Annotated in this window: 14 protein-coding genes; 11 read left to right on the forward strand and 3 right to left on the reverse strand. The window is 65.3% G+C overall.

Going from position 1 to position 17,859, the window contains the following annotated elements:
• The first annotated feature begins 160 nt into the window (after window positions 1-160).
• From dnaJ to J9892_RS18095, 6 genes are all read left to right on the forward strand, one after another.
• Entirely contained in the window at window positions 161-1,297 is a 1,137-nt protein-coding gene (gene dnaJ / locus J9892_RS18070) for a molecular chaperone DnaJ (protein ID WP_210538655.1), read from the forward strand.
• Between the two features lie 263 nt (window positions 1,298-1,560).
• A complete protein-coding gene (locus J9892_RS18075; RefSeq protein WP_210538656.1) occupies window positions 1,561-3,051 on the forward strand; it encodes a carbohydrate porin in 1,491 nt (496 codons plus the stop codon).
• A 111-nt stretch (window positions 3,052-3,162) separates the two neighbouring features.
• On the forward strand, window positions 3,163-4,122 hold the full coding sequence (locus tag J9892_RS18080) for an aminoimidazole riboside kinase (protein WP_210538660.1): 960 nt from the start codon (window positions 3,163-3,165) through the stop codon (window positions 4,120-4,122).
• 81 nt (window positions 4,123-4,203) lie between these two features.
• Window positions 4,204-5,568 carry a sucrose-specific PTS transporter subunit IIBC gene (locus J9892_RS18085; RefSeq protein ID WP_010673650.1) on the forward strand — a complete coding sequence of 455 codons (1,365 nt, stop codon included), beginning with the start codon at window positions 4,204-4,206 and terminating at the stop codon, window positions 5,566-5,568.
• Window positions 5,568-6,983 (forward strand): sucrose-6-phosphate hydrolase, encoded by a 1,416-nt coding sequence (locus J9892_RS18090; RefSeq protein WP_010673651.1) that lies wholly within the window; start codon window positions 5,568-5,570, stop codon window positions 6,981-6,983. The genes J9892_RS18085 and J9892_RS18090 overlap by 1 nt, the downstream gene beginning before the upstream one ends.
• A gap of 27 nt (window positions 6,984-7,010) precedes the next feature.
• A complete protein-coding gene (locus J9892_RS18095) occupies window positions 7,011-8,021 on the forward strand; it encodes a LacI family DNA-binding transcriptional regulator (protein WP_010673652.1) in 1,011 nt (336 codons plus the stop codon).
• A gap of 61 nt (window positions 8,022-8,082) precedes the next feature.
• Here J9892_RS18095 and J9892_RS18100 read toward each other — a convergent pair whose 3' ends face one another.
• Window positions 8,083-8,811: an MgtC/SapB family protein gene (locus J9892_RS18100; protein ID WP_029314049.1), complete on the reverse strand. Its 729-nt coding sequence runs from the start codon at window positions 8,809-8,811 to the stop codon at window positions 8,083-8,085.
• Between the two features lie 179 nt (window positions 8,812-8,990).
• Window positions 8,991-9,362, reverse strand: coding sequence for a hypothetical protein (locus J9892_RS18105; protein ID WP_010673654.1), 372 nt, complete (start codon window positions 9,360-9,362; stop codon window positions 8,991-8,993).
• A gap of 539 nt (window positions 9,363-9,901) precedes the next feature.
• Between J9892_RS18105 and J9892_RS18110 the strand changes: the two genes are divergently transcribed.
• Genes J9892_RS18110 through J9892_RS18130 form a run of 5 tightly spaced genes read left to right on the forward strand, consistent with a single transcriptional unit; the run spans window position 9,902 to window position 15,337 of the window.
• Window positions 9,902-10,216 carry a metalloregulator ArsR/SmtB family transcription factor gene (locus tag J9892_RS18110; protein WP_010673655.1) on the forward strand — a complete coding sequence of 105 codons (315 nt, stop codon included), beginning with the start codon at window positions 9,902-9,904 and terminating at the stop codon, window positions 10,214-10,216.
• Window positions 10,213-10,626 (forward strand): YeeE/YedE family protein, encoded by a 414-nt coding sequence (locus J9892_RS18115; RefSeq protein WP_041201475.1) that lies wholly within the window; start codon window positions 10,213-10,215, stop codon window positions 10,624-10,626. The genes J9892_RS18110 and J9892_RS18115 overlap by 4 nt, the downstream gene beginning before the upstream one ends.
• Before the next feature lie 13 nt (window positions 10,627-10,639).
• Entirely contained in the window at window positions 10,640-11,110 is a 471-nt protein-coding gene (locus J9892_RS18120) for a YeeE/YedE family protein (protein WP_029314051.1), read from the forward strand.
• A gap of 41 nt (window positions 11,111-11,151) precedes the next feature.
• The gene (locus J9892_RS18125; protein ID WP_029314053.1) at window positions 11,152-12,186 is read left to right on the forward strand and encodes an efflux RND transporter periplasmic adaptor subunit; all 1,035 of its coding nucleotides are present in this window, start codon (window positions 11,152-11,154) and stop codon (window positions 12,184-12,186) included.
• Complete coding sequence (locus J9892_RS18130; protein ID WP_210538657.1) at window positions 12,179-15,337, forward strand: efflux RND transporter permease subunit; 3,159 nt, start codon at window positions 12,179-12,181, stop codon at window positions 15,335-15,337. Before J9892_RS18125 ends, J9892_RS18130 begins: the two co-directional genes overlap by 8 nt.
• A gap of 33 nt (window positions 15,338-15,370) precedes the next feature.
• Here J9892_RS18130 and J9892_RS18135 read toward each other — a convergent pair whose 3' ends face one another.
• Window positions 15,371-17,758, reverse strand: coding sequence for a diguanylate cyclase (locus J9892_RS18135; RefSeq protein ID WP_236729441.1), 2,388 nt, complete (start codon window positions 17,756-17,758; stop codon window positions 15,371-15,373).
• Window positions 17,759-17,859 lie beyond the last annotated feature (101 nt).

Below are 17,859 nucleotides of genomic sequence, written 5' to 3' on the forward strand. Positions count from 1 at the left end.
CAGGAACCGGAGCGTATAGATATACGTGAGGATTCCGAGCAGCACATGAGCCTTGATCACGGCTTCGTAGTAAGAGTGTGAGCAGATTCGTCAATGAATTTACGGGCGTTGGGTAACCAACGCCCGTCTGCGTAACTGCTGATATAGCAACAGGATGAGTATGTCGAAGCGCGATTTCTACGAAGTGCTCGGGGTGTCGAAAGGTGCCGACGAGCGCGAGATCAAGAAGGCGTACAAGCGTCTGGCCATGAAGTATCACCCGGATCGCAACCAGGGTGATGCCGGGGCTGAAGAGAAGTTCAAAGAGGTCAAGGAAGCCTACGAGGTCCTGACCGACGAGAACCTGCGTGCCCGTTATGACCAGTACGGTCATGCCGGGGTGGATCCGAGCCAGGGTGGCGGCCACGGCGGCTTTGGCGGTGGCGCCGATTTCGGCGACATCTTCGGCGACGTGTTTGGCGACATCTTCGGTGGTCGCGGGGGCGGTCGTCGCGGCCCGGCCCGTGGCGCCGACCTGCGCTACAACATGGAGCTGACGCTGGAAGAGGCGGTGCGCGGGGTCTCCAAGGAGATCAAGATCCCGACCCAGGTCCACTGCGAAGTGTGCAACGGCTCCGGTGCTCACACCGGCAGCCAGGCCCAGACCTGCCCCACCTGCCACGGCTCCGGCCAGGTGCAGATGCGCCAGGGCTTCTTCGCGGTGCAGCAGCCTTGCCCCCACTGTCACGGTCGCGGCAAGATCATCAAGGATCCGTGCCGCAAGTGCCATGGGGAAGGGCGCTACCAGAAGACCAAGACCCTGTCGGTCAAGATCCCGGCCGGGGTCGATACCGGGGATCGCATCCGTCTCTCCGGCGAAGGGGAAGCGGGGGAAACCGGCGCATCGGCGGGGGATCTGTACGTACAGGTTCACGTGCGCGAGCACGAGATCTTCGTCCGTGACGGCAACGACCTCTACTGCGAAGTGCCCATCAGCTTCACCACGGCGGCGCTCGGCGGCGAGATTGAAGTGCCGACCCTGGACGGCCGGGTCAAGCTCAAGGTGACCCCGGAGACCCAGACCGGCAAGATGTTCCGCATGCGTGGCAAGGGCGTCAAATCAGTGCGCTCCGGCCAGGTGGGGGATCTGATGTGCAAGGTGGTGGTCGAGACCCCGGTCAAGCTGACCGAGCAGCAGAAAGAGCTGCTGCGCCAGCTGGACGAGTCGTTCAGCGGTGCCGCCGCCAAGACCCACAAGCCGAAATCGGAAGGCTTCTTCGAAGGGGTGAAACGCTTCTTCGACGATCTGACCAGCTGATGTTCGCGACCCTGATATCAAGAGCCGGCCCTGTGCCGGCTCTTTTTTTGCCCCAGCTTTAGCAAGATCCCCGCTTATTGAGTGGATCCCGATGAGGGATCTTCCTCACAACTTCCGCCAATTCCTGCTGTACGAATGTTATCCCGCTCACACTTAAGCTGAAACGGTTTAGCTTGTGTATTGAGTTAGCTAAATTGGTTTAGCTATGCTCTCGTCGTCGATAACAACAGGCCCGACCGGGCGACAGATGACAGGTGAGGACGATGACGATGTGCAAGCACAAGTTGGCGCTGGCGGTAGCGCTGGGATTGGGGATGAGCAGCCCGCTGTGGGCGGCGGATGGCGGTATCGAGGCCCGTCTGGCGGCGCTGGAGGCGCGGGTGCAGGCGGCCGAGGCGCGCGCCACCGCCGCCGAAGCGCGGGCCGATGAGGCCCAGAGCAAGGCAAACGAAGCCCGCGAGACGGCCGTGGTGGCCAAGGCCCAGAGCGAGAAGGTGGACAAGCAGACCGCCGGGGCCCAGGGTTTCGAGTTCCACGGCTATGCCCGCTCGGGCCTGCTGGTCAACGGCAATGGCAACGGCGGTCGCGGCGGCCCCTACATCACCCCGGCCGGCTCGGTGGGTGGCGCCGTGGGTCGCCTTGGCAACGAGGATGACACCTACATGGAGGCCAACCTGCTGAAGACCCAGACCTTCGCCGATGGCAGCTGGGCCCGCTACAAGTTGATGCTGGCGGACGGGGTGGAGACCAGCAACGACTGGACCGCCAGCGATTCCAACCTCAATACCCGCCAGGTGTTTGCCGAAATCGGCGATCTGGCGAGCTTCGACGGTCCCTTCAAGCATGCTGTGCTGTGGGCGGGCAAGCGCTTTGACCGGGACAACTTCGACATCCACTGGCTCGACTCGGACGTGGTGTTCCTGGCCGGCACCGGCGGCGGCGTCTACGACGTGCAGCTGGCTGACAGCTGGAAGGCGAACTTCTCCCTCTACGGGCGCGACTACGGCGACATCAGTGCGAGCGGTCTCTCCGACATCGAGAGCTACATCCTCACCATGAACAACCGGGTCGGCAACTGGCAGTGGATGGTGAACGGCCTGTCGGCCAAGGACAACGAGGCGCGCATCAACGACGGCGGCGCCGGCAGCGAAGCGGCGAACAAGGGGGCCCACACCCTGCTGGCCTACCACGCCGACAGCTTCTTTGGCATCAACCCCGGCTTCTCCAAGGCGGCCGTGCTGTATGGCCACGGCCTGGGTGCCGAACTCAAGGGGCTGGGTTCCGACAGCGAGCTGCTGGCGGACGCCGATGCGGTGCGGGTCGCCGTGTTTGGCGCCACGGATCTCAGTTCGCGCTGGCGTATCGCCCCGGCCCTGCTGGCCGAGCAGAGCAAGGACCGTTACGTGAAGGGGGACGAGTACCGCTGGGCCACCCTCAACACCCGGTTTGCCCAGGTGCTGAGCCAGAACGTCGAGCTGGTCTACGAGGCGACCTGGCAGTACATGGACCTCGATCCCAAGGGCTACAAGGGTCGCCAGGCGGTGAGCGGCGATTTCACCAAGCTCACCTTCGCGCCGACCTTCAAGGCGCAGACCGCCGGCTTCTTCGAGCGGCCCGAGCTTCGGGTGTTCGCCACCTGGATGGACTGGTCCTCCGAGCTCGACAACTACGCCAGCTCCGATGCCATGGGCCAGAGCAACTTCACCGCCGGGGGCGAGTGGAACTTTGGCGTGCAGATGGAAACCTGGTTCTAGTTCGTTATCCCGATCACAAAAATGGCAGGTGGCCCCGGGATCTGTTGGTTAGCTAAAACGGTTTAGCTGATAATGCGGACCCAGAACCCGGGGCTGACCCCGGCAAATCCTGTGCAGCAGTGGAGTAGCAACAAGGTGACGAATCGTGTGTGGGTAATGGGGGATGCGGTGGTGGACTTGATCCCGGAAGGGGGGCAGCACTACCTCAGGTGTCCGGGTGGCGCACCGGCCAACGTGGCGGTGGGCGTTGCCCGGCTCGGCGGGGAGTCGGCCTTCATTGGCCGGGTTGGCGCGGATCCCTTCGGCCGCTTCATGGGGGAGACCCTGGCCAGGGAGGGGGTCGACATTCGCCACCTGATCCAGGATCCGGCCCATCGCACCAGCACGGTGCTGGTGGATCTCGATGAGGCGGGGGAGCGCAGTTTCACCTTCATGGTGAGGCCCAGCGCGGATCAGTTTCTGAGCCCCGCCGATCTGCCGGTCTTCCAGGCCGGGCACTGGCTGCTGACCTGCTCCATCGCGCTCGCCAACGAGCCGGTACGCAGCAGTTGCCTGCAAGCCATGGCGACCATCCGGGCGGTCGGGGGACGGGTCTGCTTCGACCCCAACCTGAGGCCCGAGGTGTGGGGCAACCCCGCCGAGATGCTGCCCGTGGTGCGCGAGGCCATGGCCCTCGCGGACGTGGTCAAGCTCTCGGTGGAGGAGTTGCAACTGCTGAGCGGTCTGGACGATCTGGCGGCCGGGCTCGCCACCATCACGGGACCCGCCCTGGTGCTGGTGACCCGGGGGGCGGCCGGCGTGGTGGCCCGCCTCGGGGGCGAACAGCTGGAGTGGGTGGGGCCCAAAGTGGTACCCATCGACACCACGGGAGCGGGGGATGCCTTTGTCGCCGGTCTGCTGGCCGCCCTTGCCAGGGGGGAGGGGGTGCCCGCCTTCAGCGAGCTGCCCGCCATCCTGGCCCAGGCCCATGGCTGCGGGGCACTCGCCACCACCGCCAAGGGGGCCATGACGGCACTGCCCACCCGCACCCGGCTGGATGAATTTTTGCGATCGGGCGCAAGCGGCTGTTGATCCGCGGCTAGAGCCGCAGGGCGACAGACCCTACTCTCATGTGACAAGGGCCCGCCGACGGCGGGCCATAAGAGGAAGAATATGAATATCAGTGCGATAGCCAAGGATCTGGTGCCCCTGCTCGGGGGCAAGGAGAACATCGTCAGCGCCGCCCACTGCGCCACCCGGCTGCGGCTGGTGCTGGCGGACGACAGCAAGGTGAACAAGGCCGCCATCGACAAGCTGGAGGGGGTCAAGGGGTGCTTCAGCAACGCCGGCCAGATCCAGGTGATCTTCGGTACCGGCCTGGTCAACAAGGTCTATGCGGAGTTCGTGGCCCTGACCGGCACCGGTACCGCCAGCAAGGCAGAGCTGACCGACCTGGCGACGGCCAAGCTCAACGTGGCCCAGCGTCTGGCGCGGACCCTCTCCAACATCTTTGTGCCGATCATCCCGGCCATCGTCGCGTCCGGCCTGCTGATGGGGCTGCTCGGCATGGTGCGCACCTATGGCTGGGTCAACGCCGACAGCGCCCTGTTCGTCATGCTGGACATGTTCAGCTCGGCGGCCTTCATCATACTGCCGATCCTCATCGGTTTTACCGCGGCGCGGGAGTTTGGCGGCAACCCCTATCTGGGGGCGACGCTGGGGGGCATCCTCACTCACCCGGCCCTGACCAACGCCTGGGGCGTGGCGGGGGGCTTCAAGACCATGGACTTCTTCGGGCTGGATGTGGCCATGATCGGCTACCAGGGTACCGTCTTCCCGGTGCTGTTGGCGGTCTGGTTCATGTCCCACCTGGAGAAGCAGCTGAGAAAGCGCATCCCTGACGCCCTGGATCTCATCCTCACCCCGTTTTTGACCGTCATCATCACCGGCTTCGTGGCGCTGCTCTTTATCGGCCCGGCAGGTCGGGTATTGGGGGATGGCATCTCGTTCGGTCTGAGCGCCCTCTACGAGCAGGCGGGCTGGCTGGCGGGCCTGGTGTTTGGCGGGACTTATTCGCTGATCGTCATCACCGGCATTCACCACAGCTTCCACGCCATCGAGGCGGGCCTGCTGGCCAACCCGGCCATCGGCGTCAACTTCCTGCTCCCCATCTGGGCCATGGCCAACGTGGCGCAGGGCGGGGCTTGTCTGGCTGTCTACTTCAAGACCCGTGACGTGAAGATCAAGGCCATTACCGTGCCGGCGGCCATGTCCTGCCTGCTCGGCATCACGGAGGCGGCCATCTTCGGGGTCAACCTGCGCTACATCAAGCCCTTCCTGGCCGGTCTGTTCGGCGGGGCCTGCGGCGGCGCCTACGTGGTGGCGGCCAAGGTCGGCATGACGGCGGTGGGCCTGACCGGCATTCCGGGCATGGCCATCGTCCAGCCCATGAGCCTCATCCACTACGTCATCGGTCTGGTGATCGCCTTTGGCGCCGCCTTCGCCGCCTCCTACCTGCTCAAGTACAAGGTGGAGTGATGAAAGAGAGCCATCTCCTCAACCAGGTTGTCCGGTCCCTGCTGGCCGGACAGCTCAAGGCGGCGGCCGATCCCCATCGGCCCCGCTGGCACCTGGCAGCCCCGGTGGGGCTGCTCAACGATCCCAACGGCTTCATCGAGCACGGCGGGCGCTATCACCTCTTCTACCAGTGGAACCCGCTCGGCTGCGAGCACCGCAACAAGGGCTGGGGCCACGTCACCTCCAGCGATCTGCTGCACTGGCAGCACGAGCCGGTGGCGCTGCTGCCCACCGAGGTCTACGAGAGCCATGGCTGCTATTCGGGGTCGGCGGTGAGCGACGAGCAGGGGCGCCTGACCCTGGTCTACACGGGCAACGTCAAATACCCGGACGGCAGCCGCACCGCCTACCAGTGTCTGGCCCGTGACGATGGCAAGGGGGGCTTCGAGAAGCTGGGGCCCGTGCTGGCGCTGCCCGAAGGCTACAGCGGCCACGTGCGCGACCCCAAGGCGTGGCACGATGGCCGGCAGTGGCTCATGGTGCTGGGGGCCCGCACCCTGGACGATCGGGGTGAGGTGCTGCTCTATCGCGGCGATACCCTGGATGGCTGGATGCTGGTCGGCCCCATCGCTGGCAGCGGGCGCGGCGGGCTCGGGGAGTTCGGCTATATGTGGGAGTGCCCGGACCTCTTCCCTCTGGCGGACCGTCACGTGCTGATCAGCTGCCCCCAGGGCATAGACCCCCAAGGAGAGGATTATCGCAACCTCTACCAGTGCGGCTGGCTGGCGGGCCACTTCGACGGCGCTCAGTTTGCGCACGGGGCCTTCCACGAGCTGGACCGGGGCTTCGAGTTCTATGCGCCCCAGACCACCCGGGACAGCCAGGGGCGCCGCCTGCTGTTCGCCTGGCTGGGGCTGCCTGAAGAGAACGAAATGAGCCAGCCTACCGTCGAGCACGGCTGGATCCACCAGATGAGCTGCCCGCGGGAGCTGTTCTGGCAGGACGACTGGCTCTGCCAGCGGCCGGTCGCGGAGATCTCGGCCCTCAAGGGGGAGCCGACTCGCTTCGAGGGGGCGCCGGGCGAGCTGCCAGCCCTGGCCATCGACGCGGCCTGGCTGGACCTGGATTTGAGCGGGGAGGGGCGCCTCGGGTTCGGGGCCGTGGCCGAGCTGGTGTGGCAGCCTGGGCGCCTCATCCTGCGGCGCCAGAACTGGCAGAGCGGGGAGTGGGAAGAGCGAAGCGCCCCCTGGCTTGGGGGCAAGATCACCGTCTTGTGCGATCGCTCCAGCCTGGAGTGCTTCGTGGACGGTGGTCGCCAGACCCTGTCTACCCGCTACTTCCCCGGTGAAAACCCAGTACTTTCCGCACGTTGTGACGGTGATGACAGCAAAATTTGCCTCGATCACTGGCCGCTGGCGGCCTGCCTTGTACAATAGCCCGGTGTCAGTTTGCCGGGAGGTCAGGTGGAGAAGAAGAAACGGATCACGATTGCCCAGATAGCCACGCTCGCGGGGGTCTCCAAGGCCACCGCCAGCCTGGTGCTCAACGGCAAGAGTGCGGAGTACCGCATCGCCGACGATACCCGCAAGCGGATCCAGGCGGTGGCGGACGAGTGTCACTACCAGCCGAGCATCCATGCCCGCTCCCTGCGGGCGGCGCGCAGCTACACCTGGGGGCTGGTTATCCCCGACCTCACCAACTTCGGCTTCGCCAGCACTGCCCGCGCCCTCGAAGCCCACTGCCGGGAGGCGGGGATCCAGCTGCTCATCGCCTGCTCCGAGGATGACCCCACCCTGGAGCAGCGGGTGGTGGACAACCTCATCAGCCGCCAGGTGGATGGCCTCATCGTTGCCTCCAGCGGCCACAGCGACGACATCTATGCCCGCATCCACGACCGCCTGCCGGTGGTGCAGCTCGACCGCCACATCGGCGAGTCGCGCCTGCCCATGGTGATCTCGGACGCCTGCAAGGCCACCGCCGAGCTGGTGCAGGACATGGCGGCCGGCTGCGGGGAGGATATCTACTACTTCGGCGGCCTGCTGGATCTCTCCCCGAGCCGCCACCGGCTGGCGGGCTACGAGCTGGGATTGCACCGCGCCGGGCTGGAAGCCACATCAGACCGGGTCCGTCATCGCGACTACCAGCCAAGCTCCGGCTATCAGCTGATGGCCGAGCTGGTGGACGAGCTCGGGGCGCCCCCCCGAGGGCTTTTTACCGCCTCTTTCACTCTGCTCGAGGGGGTGCTGCGCTACCTCAACGAGGCGGGGTTGATGGAAACGGGGATGCGGCTGTGCACCTTCGACGATCACGACTTGCTCGACTGCATCCCCATGCGCATCGATTCCGTGGCCCAGGATTGCCCGGCCCTGGCCCGTGCCACCTTCGAGCTGATGCAAAAGCTTATTGCGGGCAATGCCCCCACCCAGACCGCCCAGGTCATCCCCCCCAGGGTGCGCTGGCGCAGTCGCCGTTGACCCGGAAGATGAAAAAAGCCCCGCCAGTGCGGGGCTTTTTGTAGTGGGGCGAGGGCGTGCTTCAATCCGTGGTGCTGGCGCGCCAGAAGATCTGCTTGATGCGGGGATGCTCCCCCAGCCGCTTCATCAGGGCGTCCAGCTCGTCGCCATCGATGGAGGTGGCCAGCAGCACCGCCGAGATCTCCAGATCCTGCTCCCCGAACGGCTCGATATCGAGCTCGCTCAGGGGGTAGTTGGCCTGCTCCAGCATCTGCTCCAGCCAGGGCAGCACCTCCTTCTGGTGGGTGCGGCGGATGAGGGCCGTGACGCGGTAGGTCACCTCGGTGTCGGTATTGTCCACCGGGTGGCGGTTGATCTGGTTCACCAGGGGGCGCAGCAGGGTGTTGGCCGCCAGCACGAAGAGGGCACCGAGCACGGCCTCCAGGGCAAAGCCGGCACCGCTGGCGGCCCCCACCGCCGCCACGCCCCAGAGGGTGGCGGCGGTGTTGATGCCGCGGATGTTGCCGGATTCGCGCATGATGACGCCGGCGCCGAGAAAACCGATGCCGGAGACGATGTAGGCCACCACGTGGACGACCCCGTAACTGCCGCCATGCAGGTCATAGATGCGCTGGGCCAGGTTGACGAACAGGGCCGCCCCCACGGCGACCAGGACGTTGGTGCGAAGGCCGGCGGTGCGCTGGCGATACTGGCGCTCCAGACCGACCAGGCTGCCGAGCACGAAGGCGAGCAGCAGGCTGGCCAGGGTGTCGAGCAGGGCGAGAAAATCGAGTTGTTGCCACATTCTCATGGGGTTCTCCTTCTAAAGGTGCCGGCACGACGATGCCCATACGGGTACCTAGATGGGGCGATGAGGCATTGAGGGCGCAGCGCTGGCATGGGATGAACACAAAGTAGAGGCCCGCCCCCGGAGGAGCGGGCGCGGGGCGCACAGGGTCGGCCCCGCTGCCGGGGCGACCTGGAGGACGGTCAGTGCCGTGCGGGCGGGTCGCTGTCCGGGCGCAGCTCCCAGCGCACGGGGCGAGTGGCCCCGACCTGGTGGACGAACTGCACCAGATAGCGGCGCTGGGGCGGGGTGCAGCAGAGGCTCAGCACCAGCATCCGGGCATCGCCGCGAGCCGGCGTCATGGACTGCGCGGGGTGCAGCCCGGCCGGATGCAGGGTGCGGTTCACCAGATCCAGCACCTGCGCCATGTCGGCCCGATCCTCGCAACGGATCTGTAGCCGGTAGTGGTGCTGGCGCCGCTTGCCGCGCAGCCAGAGCGGCAACAGGCCGTGCCCCAGTCTGCTCAGCAGGGAAGGGGATTCGCCAGCAAGATAGTTGTTTGAAATCAAACGCATAGTAGCCTCCTTTTGGGAAACAGAAACTATGCAGGCAAGGTGTCCGGCCGGGGCTGGTCACCTGACGTCAAGTGTAAAGAGAAGGGAGACGGTTCCGCATCTCGCTGGGGTGGCGAGTCGCGGCAGGGAAGAACCTGCGGCTAGCTCGCGACCGGGGGGCCGACAAGGATCGGCGTGCATCTGTCACTTGATGAGTTGCCCACTGATGGTCTCCGCCAGGGATGAAAGAGGCGACATGGTAGCCGATGAGACGGCCGGGGTAAACCCTGGGGTCCTGATAGCAACATATTGAAACATAATAAAAAAGAGATGGAGGTGCCGATGAGGACGCCTCATTCCTCCGTATTGGCGGGCCGCTCGGGCGGCCTGTACTTTCCGATGCAGGGGCATGTCTCACCCGTTTGCGTGGGCGCGGCCCGCGTCTCCCATGGGCGTCTCGTGAGGCGGTGGCGAGGTGCCACTCTCCATTTAATTAGATATTGCTAATTTAGTGTTTATTTATACAATGAGGTAAATATCAGGAGTTGCTAATTTAAATCATGACCCCCCTCGACGAGATGAACCGGCACGTCGCCGCGGCCGCCGATCTGCTCAAGGCGCTGGCTCACCCGGAGCGCCTGAGGGTGCTCTGTCAGCTGGTGGAGGGGGAGAAGGGAGTCGGGGAGCTGCTGGCGAACAGCCAGCTCGGCCAGTCTGCCTTCTCCCAGCAGTTGTCGGTACTGAAGCGTTGCGGGCTGATTCGTTCGCGCAAGGTCTCCCAGCAGATCTTCTACTCGCTGGTGAGCGAGGCGGCCGTCGATGTGCTGGCGGCGCTGCAAACCCATTTTTGTCACTCAGATGAGGAAACACGATGATGGAAAGCCAATGGCTGCTCTCTCTCGGAGGAGGCATGCTGGCGGGGCTCTCGGCCCTGATCTTGATGCTGTTCAACGGCAAGGTGGCCGGGATCAGCGGCATCCTGGCGGGGGCCCTGCAACACAGAACCCCCTGGCAGGTACTCTTCTTGCTGGGGCTGGGTCTGGGGGCCTGGCTGGCACTGAATGCCGGCTGGGCCAGCATGCCTGCGTTCAGCACCCTGCCGGGCTGGCCGCTGGTGCTGGTGGCCGGACTGCTGGTGGGCATAGGCACCCGCCTTGGCAATGGCTGCACCAGCGGTCACGGCATCTGCGGCATGGGCCGCCTCTCGGTGCGCTCCATCGTGGCCACCCTCACCTTCATGGCGGCCGGCGTGCTCACCGTCCTCGTCACTCACCATCTGTTGTAAGGGGTTGATCGTCATGGCATTGATGACAAGTTTGCTGGCGGGTCTGCTGTTCGGTCTGGGTCTGGCCATCTCCGGCATGATAGATCCCGCCCGGGTCACCGGCTTTCTCGACGTGGCGGGGGCCTGGGATCCCAGCCTCGCCTTTGTGATGGGGGGAGCCCTGGCTGTCTTCATGCCGGGCTACTTCCTGCTGGTGAAACCCCGCCGCCAGAGCCTGCTGGGGGAACCCATGGCCAGGGTGCCGGCCCCCGTGCTGGATCGCCGTCTCATCGGTGGCGCCGCCCTGTTTGGCATCGGCTGGGGCCTGGTGGGGATCTGTCCAGGGCCAGCCCTGAGCCTCATCTCCAGCGGGCAGCCCATGATACTGCTGTTCATCGCGGCCATGGTGGCCGGGATCTTGCTGTTTGACAGAGGGCTGGCCAGGGTGCTGACCAAGGCGCCAGCTCGGGGAAAGGATAAGGTGCGCCAGTCCCATACCGCCTGATCCCGTGAAGTGACTGATGATGCCAGGGAAGGAGAGTAATGATGGAAAAGATCCGGTTGCTGGGGATCACCTTGATGGTGATGACATCGCAGACCATGACATCCGCCCTGGCCGCGGAAGGGGAGCCAGAGCCCTTGCTGACAGTGGCGCCACAGCCGGTCACCGACTGGCTCACCCTGAGCGGTACCGTGAGCGCCATTCATCAGGGGACGGTCGCGGCCCAGACCAGTGGCCGCGTCTCCCGCATGCTGGTGGATGTGAACGACGAGGTACAGGCCGGGCAGCCCCTGCTCGAGATAAGCGGCAAGGAGCAGTCTGCCGCCGTGACCGGCGCCGAGGCGCGGGTGGCCAGGGCCCAGGCCCAGCAGGTGGAGGCCGAGCGCCAGCTCACCCGTTATCAGGCCCTCATCGCCAAGGGGGTGATCACCCGGGCCCAGCTCGACAACGCCCAGGCAACGGATCGGGCCGCCCGCGCCGAGGTCAATGCCGCCGAGGCCGCCCTCATCCAGGCCCGGGAAGCCTACGGCTATACCCGTATCCTCGCCCCCTACGCCGGGGTGGTGACCAGGCGGCTGGTGGAGCTGGGGGAGACGGTGGCCCCCGGTACGCCGCTGCTATCCGGTTTCTCCCTTGGCGAGCTGAGGGTGGAGCTGGAGCTGCCCCAGTCCGCACTGGCTCTCGCCGGCCAGCCGTCGGATGTGCAGGTGCTGCTGCCCGGTGGCAAGGCCGTGACTCCCGTCAAGCTGCTCCGCTTCAACTACGCCGACAGCCAGAGCCACAGTTTCCGGCTGCGCCTCGATCTGCCGCCGAACACGGCAGGGGTGCTGCCTGGCATGTGGCTCAAGGTGCAGCTCAAACAGGGTGAGCGTCAGGTGTTGCAAGTGCCGGAGCCCGCCCTGCTGCGGCAGGGGGAGTTCAACGGCGTCTACCTCAAAGAGGGGGAGGGCTGGGCCCTGACCCCGGTGCGGGTCGGCCACTGCGAGGCTGGGCTGTGCGAGGTCCTGGCGGGTCTCAAGGGCGGTGACACCCTGGCCCCCGATGCCTGGACCCGTCAACAGGAGGTGCCCCATGAGTAGCGATCTGAACGACAACCATGGCCACCTGGGGCCGGCGGGTCGGCTGGCGGCCCTGTTTCAGGGCTCGGCCATCACCCCGCTGCTGGCGCTGGTGGGGCTCTTGCTCGGCTTTTTTGCCGTGCTGGTGACCCCCAAGGAGGAGGAGCCCCAGATCGATGTCACCTTCGCCGACGTCTACATTCCCTTCCCGGGAGCCAGCCCGGCAGAGGTGGAGTCCCTCGTCACCACCCCTGCCGAGCAGGTGGTCTCCCAGATAAAGGGGATAGATACCCTCTACTCCTTCTCCCAACCCGATGGCGCCCTGCTGGTGGTGGTGTTCAAGGTAGGCGTGAGCCGGGAGCAGGCCATCGTGGATCTCAACAACCAGCTCGACTCCAACCGCGACTGGTTGCCACAGGGGATCGGAGTCGGTCAGCCACTGGTAAAACCCCGGGGGATCGATGATGTTCCCATCGTCAGTCTGACCCTCTGGAGCAAGCAGCTGGGGGCCTCCGATCTGACCCGGGTCGCCCACGAGCTGGAGACCGAACTCAAGCGCATTCCCGGTACCCGCGATATCTACACGCTGGGCAGCCAGAGCGCCGTGCTGCGGGTGATGCCGGATCCGGCGGCCCTCAGCGCCCATGGCATCAGCTGGGGCGAGCTGAGCCAGCGACTTGCGGCCGCCAACCGGGTGGGCAGCGAGCAGGCCGTGGTGCAGGATAACCGGGAAATCAAGGTGCAGGTGGGGCAGTTCCTGCAAAGCGAGCAGGAGGCCCGCGAGCTGGTGGTGGGGTTGCACGACGGCAAGCCCGTCTACCTCGGTGAGGTGGCCCGGGTGGCGCTTGGGGAAGAGACCCCGGTCCAGCGCAGCTGGATGGGGCAGGGGGATCGCAGTTATCCGGCGGTGACCCTGGCCATCGGCAAGCAGCCCGGCCAGAACGCGGTCGAGGTGGCCAAGCGGGTGGAAGAACGGGTCGAGAGCCTCAAGAATCGACTCATCCCGGCTGGCGTCGAGGTGACGGTGACCCGTGACTACGGCGTCACCGCCGAGACCAAATCCAACACCCTCATCGGCAAGCTCATTTTTGCCACCACGGCGGTGGTGCTGCTGGTGCTGGTGAGCATGGGTTGGCGCGAGGCGCTGGTGGTGGGGGTTGCCATCGTCATCACCCTGGCGCTGACCCTCTTTGCCAGCTGGGCTTGGGGCTTTACCCTCAACCGGGTGTCCCTCTTTGCCCTTATCTTCTCCATCGGCATCCTGGTGGATGACGCCATCGTCGTGGTGGAGAACATCCACCGTCATCGCGGTTTGGGCAAGGGGTCCCTCAAGGATCTCATTCCGGGCGCGGTGGACGAGGTGGGGGGGCCGACCATTCTGGCGACCCTGACCGTCATCGCGGCCCTGCTGCCCATGGCCTTCGTCAGCGGCCTGATGGGCCCCTACATGAGCCCCATCCCCATCAATGCCAGCATGGGGATGCTTATCTCCCTGCTGGTGGCCTTCATCTTCTCCCCCTGGTTGGCCAATCACCTGCTCAAGCGCGAGGGGCATGTCGCCCACGGGGAGGCCAAGGCCGGGCTCTTTCACCGGCTGATGACCCCCTTTCTGATGGGGACGGGTGCCAAAAGAGCGAGACACAAGCTTTGGCTGGTCATTCTGCTGCTGGTGGCGGGGGCGGCCGCCATGCCCGTGGTGCAGTGGGTGGTGCTCAAGATGCTCCCCTTTGACAACAAGTCGGAATTCCAGCTGGTGCTCGACATGCCGGAGGGGGCGACCCTGGAGCAGACCGAGCGCACCCTGCTGGCGGTGGGTCGGGAGCTCGCCAGGGTGCCCGAGGTGAAGGATTACCAGATCTACGCCGGCACCGCCGCCCCCATCAACTTCAACGGGCTGGTGCGCCACTACTTCATCCGCAGCGGCGCCAACGTGGGGGACATCCAGGTCAATCTGGTGGACAAGCATGAACGGGATCGCAGCAGTCACGAGATTGCCCGGTCGGTGCGTGCGCCCTTGCAGGCCATCGCCAGTGCGGCAGGGGGCAACCTCAAGGTGGTGGAGGTGCCCCCGGGACCGCCTGTCTGGTCGCCCATTGTCGCGGAAGTGTATGGCCCGACGCAGGCCGCCCGTGAAGCCGCTGCCCGCGTCGTAGAGGCCCGCTTTGTGGCCACGGCGGATCTGGTGGACGTGGACATCTATCTGGCCGACCCCCAGCCCAAGTGGCGGCTGGTGGTGGATCGCGCCCAGGCGGCCCTGCTCGGGGTCGTTCTCGGGGATCTGGTGGCGACCCTCAACGGGGGCGTGGGTTATCAGGATGCCAGCTGGCTGCAAGGGCAAGGCGCCAAGTATCCGGTGCCGATCCGCATCGAGCTCGCCCCCGGTGACAAGCGGGATCTGACCGGCATCCTGGCTCTCAAGGTGCGCAGCCAGAGCGGCCTGCTGGTGCGGGTCTCCGAGCTGGTGAGCCGTCGTGACGAGGTCGCCCCCAGCTACCTCATGCACAAGAACATGCAGCCCATGGTGATGGTGGTGGCTGACATGGGCGGCCATGCCGACAGCCCGCTCTACGGCATGTTTGCCGCCGGTGCCGACATCTCGCTGCCACAGTATTACGTGCATCAGCCCGACAAGCTGGGGGAGGTGGCGCTGTTGTGGGACGGGGAGTGGAAGATAACCTACGAGACCTTCCGCGACATGGGGCTGGCCTACGGGGTGGGGATGATCCTCATCTACCTGCTGGTGGTGGCCCAGTTCCGCTCCTATCTGGTGCCGCTCATCATCATGGCCCCCATTCCGCTCACCCTCATCGGGGTGATGCCGGGTCACGCCCTGCTGGGGGCCCAGTTCACCGCCACCTCGATGATCGGGATGATCGCCCTGGCCGGGATCATCGTGCGCAACAGCATCCTGCTGGTGGATTTCATCGAGCAGCAGCGGGCGAGTGGCATGGCGTTCGAGCAGGCGGTGATCGAGGCGGCGCAGGTGCGAGCCAAACCCATCATGCTGACGGCGCTGGCGGCCATGATAGGGGCGCTTTTCATCCTGGATGACCCCATCTTCAACGGGCTGGCCATCAGCCTGATTTTCGGGATCCTGGTCTCCACCTTGCTCACCCTGATGGTGATCCCGCTGCTCTACTACAGCCTGCTCGTTCGCCGAAGTCAGAGGTAAACACAGGGGGCACGTGCCCCCTGTTTTCTGGCATCACACCGCCTCGCGGGCATCGCAGGTTTTCATCAGGGGGAAATAACGGCGATCCGCCTGGCTCATGTGACCCACGACCAGCTCCTGGATGATGAAGTTGAGCAGGGCGTCGTTGCCAAGGGTGCCCGCCTGTGCGGCCGCCATCAGCTGACCGGCTTTTTTCAGCAGATGCTGGTGCTCCTGGCGATGGGCCGCCAGCTCCTCATAGCCATATTGCGCGAGGACTTGCTCTTCGAGGAGGAAGTGCTGGCGCGCCATCTCGAATATCTGCGCCATGTCTGCCAGCAAGGCATCCGGATGGATGCCGGGATCCTGCATGTGCTCGAGCAAGCGGTTGGCCAGCAGGTAGAGCTGGCGGTGGTCCGCATCGATGCGGGGGTGGCCGCATGCGTGGGCGGGCTGCCATTGCAGGGTGCCGGGGAGGGGATCCTGCCCGGTGGAAAACAGGCAGACCCTGCCCCGGCCATGGTGCTTGGCCTGATACATGGCCTGATCGGCGTGGTGCATCAGGGTCTTGGGGTCGGTGCCGTGATCCGGATAGAGGGCGACCCCTATGCTGCCGGAGATGCGCAGCGCCTGCTGCTCAAGCTGGAAGGGGTGATGCAGGCAGTGGTGCAGCTTGTCGGCGACCGCGAGGGCCGAGGCATCCGTATCGGGCAGCATGATGACGAATTCGTCCCCCCCAAGGCGTGCCACCAGATCTTCTTCCCTGACGCACTCCCCCATGCGCTCGGCCACCAGCTTGAGCAGCAGGTCGCCGGTTTCGTGGCCGAAGGTGTCATTGATGGGCTTGAAGTGGTCGAGATCGATGAAGACCAGGGCCAGGGGCTGCTGGGGAGCCTGCTCCAGGGTCTCCTTGAGCCGCTGTTGCAGCAGGCGGCGGTTGGCCAGGCCGGTGAGGGGGTCATAGAAGGCGAGGCGGCGCATCATCTCCTCCCGGGCCGAACGTTCGGTGACATCCCGGGTCACCCCCAAAATGGCATCGGGTCTTGTGCTGGCGCTGCCATGCAAGGTAGTGACCGTCTCGATGGCCACCAGATGACCCTGCTTGTGGCGCAGCTGGGAGTGGATGACGCACCGGGTCTGCCCATGATCCCCCCGTTGCCAGGCCTCGAGGGAGGCGGTGATGCCGTCGCGAAGCTGTTTCCAGGACTCATCGGGGAGCAGCTGGCGCAGGGAGAGGGCAAAGAGTTCGGCGGGCTCATAGCCGCTCAGGGACGCGATGGCGGGGCTGATGTAACGAAAACGCAGGCTGTCGGTGTCCATGGTCCAGATCACGTCGCCGCTGTTCTCCGCCACGAAACGGTAGTGCTGCTCGCGCTGGGCCAGTTCCCGGGTGAGCCGCTGTCGGTCACTGGCCTCTTCCCGCAGACGCAGATAGAGGTGCAGGAAGACGCCGAGCAGGGCCAGCAGGGAGAAGGAGATCAGCATGGCGATGGCCACGCTCCTGTCGAGCAGTTGGCGCTGCTGGCGAAGGCTCGCCTGGGTACTGTTGTAGAGGAAGGGGGTGAGGTTGGGCACCGCCTTGATCATCCCGGCCTCCTGGTAGGTGCGGGCGATCTGCTGCCAGCGATCCTGCTGCATGTAGCCGGGCTCGATGATGTCGGGCTGCATCAGGGCCCGGGTTTCACGGGCCTCGAAGGCGAGCGCCTCGCGCCCGGCCCCGCTGGGGTAGTGCTCCAGGATCAGGTTGATCATCTCCTCGGGATGATCCATGGCATAGCGCCACCCCTTGAGGCTGGCCTGCAAGAAGCGCTGGACCCGCTCCTGCTGGTTGAAGACTTCATTTTCCGAGGTGAAGAGGTTGTCTCCGTAGAAGTCGTACCCGACGTCGCGGGGACTGAACACCCGGTAGGGAATGCCCTGTTGCTGCAGGGTGAAGGGCTCGGTTGTGCTGTAGGCGCTGATGGCGTCCGCCTGGCCCCTCAGCAGTGCCTGTACCCCCCGCTCGTAGGGCAGGGTATCCCACTGCCGGCTGCGGGTGTAGCGATGCAGGTAGGTGAGCAGCTCGTTGGAGCCGGGTTCGAGCATCAGCCGCTTGTTGGCCAGATCGCCCGGAGTCTGGATATCCGGCCGCTCCAGGGTGATGAGCATCAGGGGGGAGTGCTGCAACATGGCGGCGAGCACCACCACAGGGCGGCCTGCTGTCCGGGCCAGCAGCAGATCGCTGCCGCGGATGCCGAACTGGGCACGACCCGTGGTGACTTCATTGATGACGTCGGTGCCCGGCCCCGCCTCCCGCAGGGTGACCTGCAGGCCGACCTCCTGGTAGAACCCCTTGGCGATGGCGGCGTAGTAACCGGCAAACTGGAACTGGTGCTGCCAGGGAAGTTGCAGGATGACGCGCTCATCCGCCCTGAGGGGAGCCGTGGTCAGGGTGGCAATCATCACCCAGAAAGGCAGAAGCCAGCGTACAGGCTGGCGAGATGCATCGGACTCCGTCATACCGCTGTTCTCTCGGGAGGTGCTCTTCTGGCTAGAGTCAAACA

It is taken from the genome of Aeromonas sp. Prich7-2, assembly GCF_017939255.1.
GTDB lineage: Bacteria > Pseudomonadota > Gammaproteobacteria > Enterobacterales > Aeromonadaceae > Aeromonas > Aeromonas caviae.

Bases quoted from the DNA above. Each gene is read 5' to 3' on its own strand.
- dnaJ (WP_210538655.1), top strand. From the start codon at position 161: ATGTCGAAGCGCGATTTCTACGAAGTGCTCGGGGTGTCGAAAGGTGCC.
- J9892_RS18075 (WP_210538656.1), top strand. From the start codon at position 1,561: ATGACGATGTGCAAGCACAAGTTGGCGCTGGCGGTAGCGCTGGGATTG.
- J9892_RS18085 (WP_010673650.1), top strand. From the start codon at position 4,204: ATGAATATCAGTGCGATAGCCAAGGATCTGGTGCCCCTGCTCGGGGGC.
- J9892_RS18090 (WP_010673651.1), top strand. From the start codon at position 5,568: ATGAAAGAGAGCCATCTCCTCAACCAGGTTGTCCGGTCCCTGCTGGCC.
- J9892_RS18100 (WP_029314049.1), bottom strand. From the start codon at position 8,811: ATGAGAATGTGGCAACAACTCGATTTTCTCGCCCTGCTCGACACCCTG.
- J9892_RS18105 (WP_010673654.1), bottom strand. From the start codon at position 9,362: ATGCGTTTGATTTCAAACAACTATCTTGCTGGCGAATCCCCTTCCCTG.
- J9892_RS18110 (WP_010673655.1), top strand. From the start codon at position 9,902: ATGACCCCCCTCGACGAGATGAACCGGCACGTCGCCGCGGCCGCCGAT.
- J9892_RS18115 (WP_041201475.1), top strand. From the start codon at position 10,213: ATGATGGAAAGCCAATGGCTGCTCTCTCTCGGAGGAGGCATGCTGGCG.
- J9892_RS18120 (WP_029314051.1), top strand. From the start codon at position 10,640: ATGGCATTGATGACAAGTTTGCTGGCGGGTCTGCTGTTCGGTCTGGGT.
- J9892_RS18125 (WP_029314053.1), top strand. From the start codon at position 11,152: ATGGAAAAGATCCGGTTGCTGGGGATCACCTTGATGGTGATGACATCG.
- J9892_RS18130 (WP_210538657.1), top strand. From the start codon at position 12,179: ATGAGTAGCGATCTGAACGACAACCATGGCCACCTGGGGCCGGCGGGT.
- J9892_RS18135 (WP_236729441.1), bottom strand. From the start codon at position 17,758: ATGATTGCCACCCTGACCACGGCTCCCCTCAGGGCGGATGAGCGCGTC.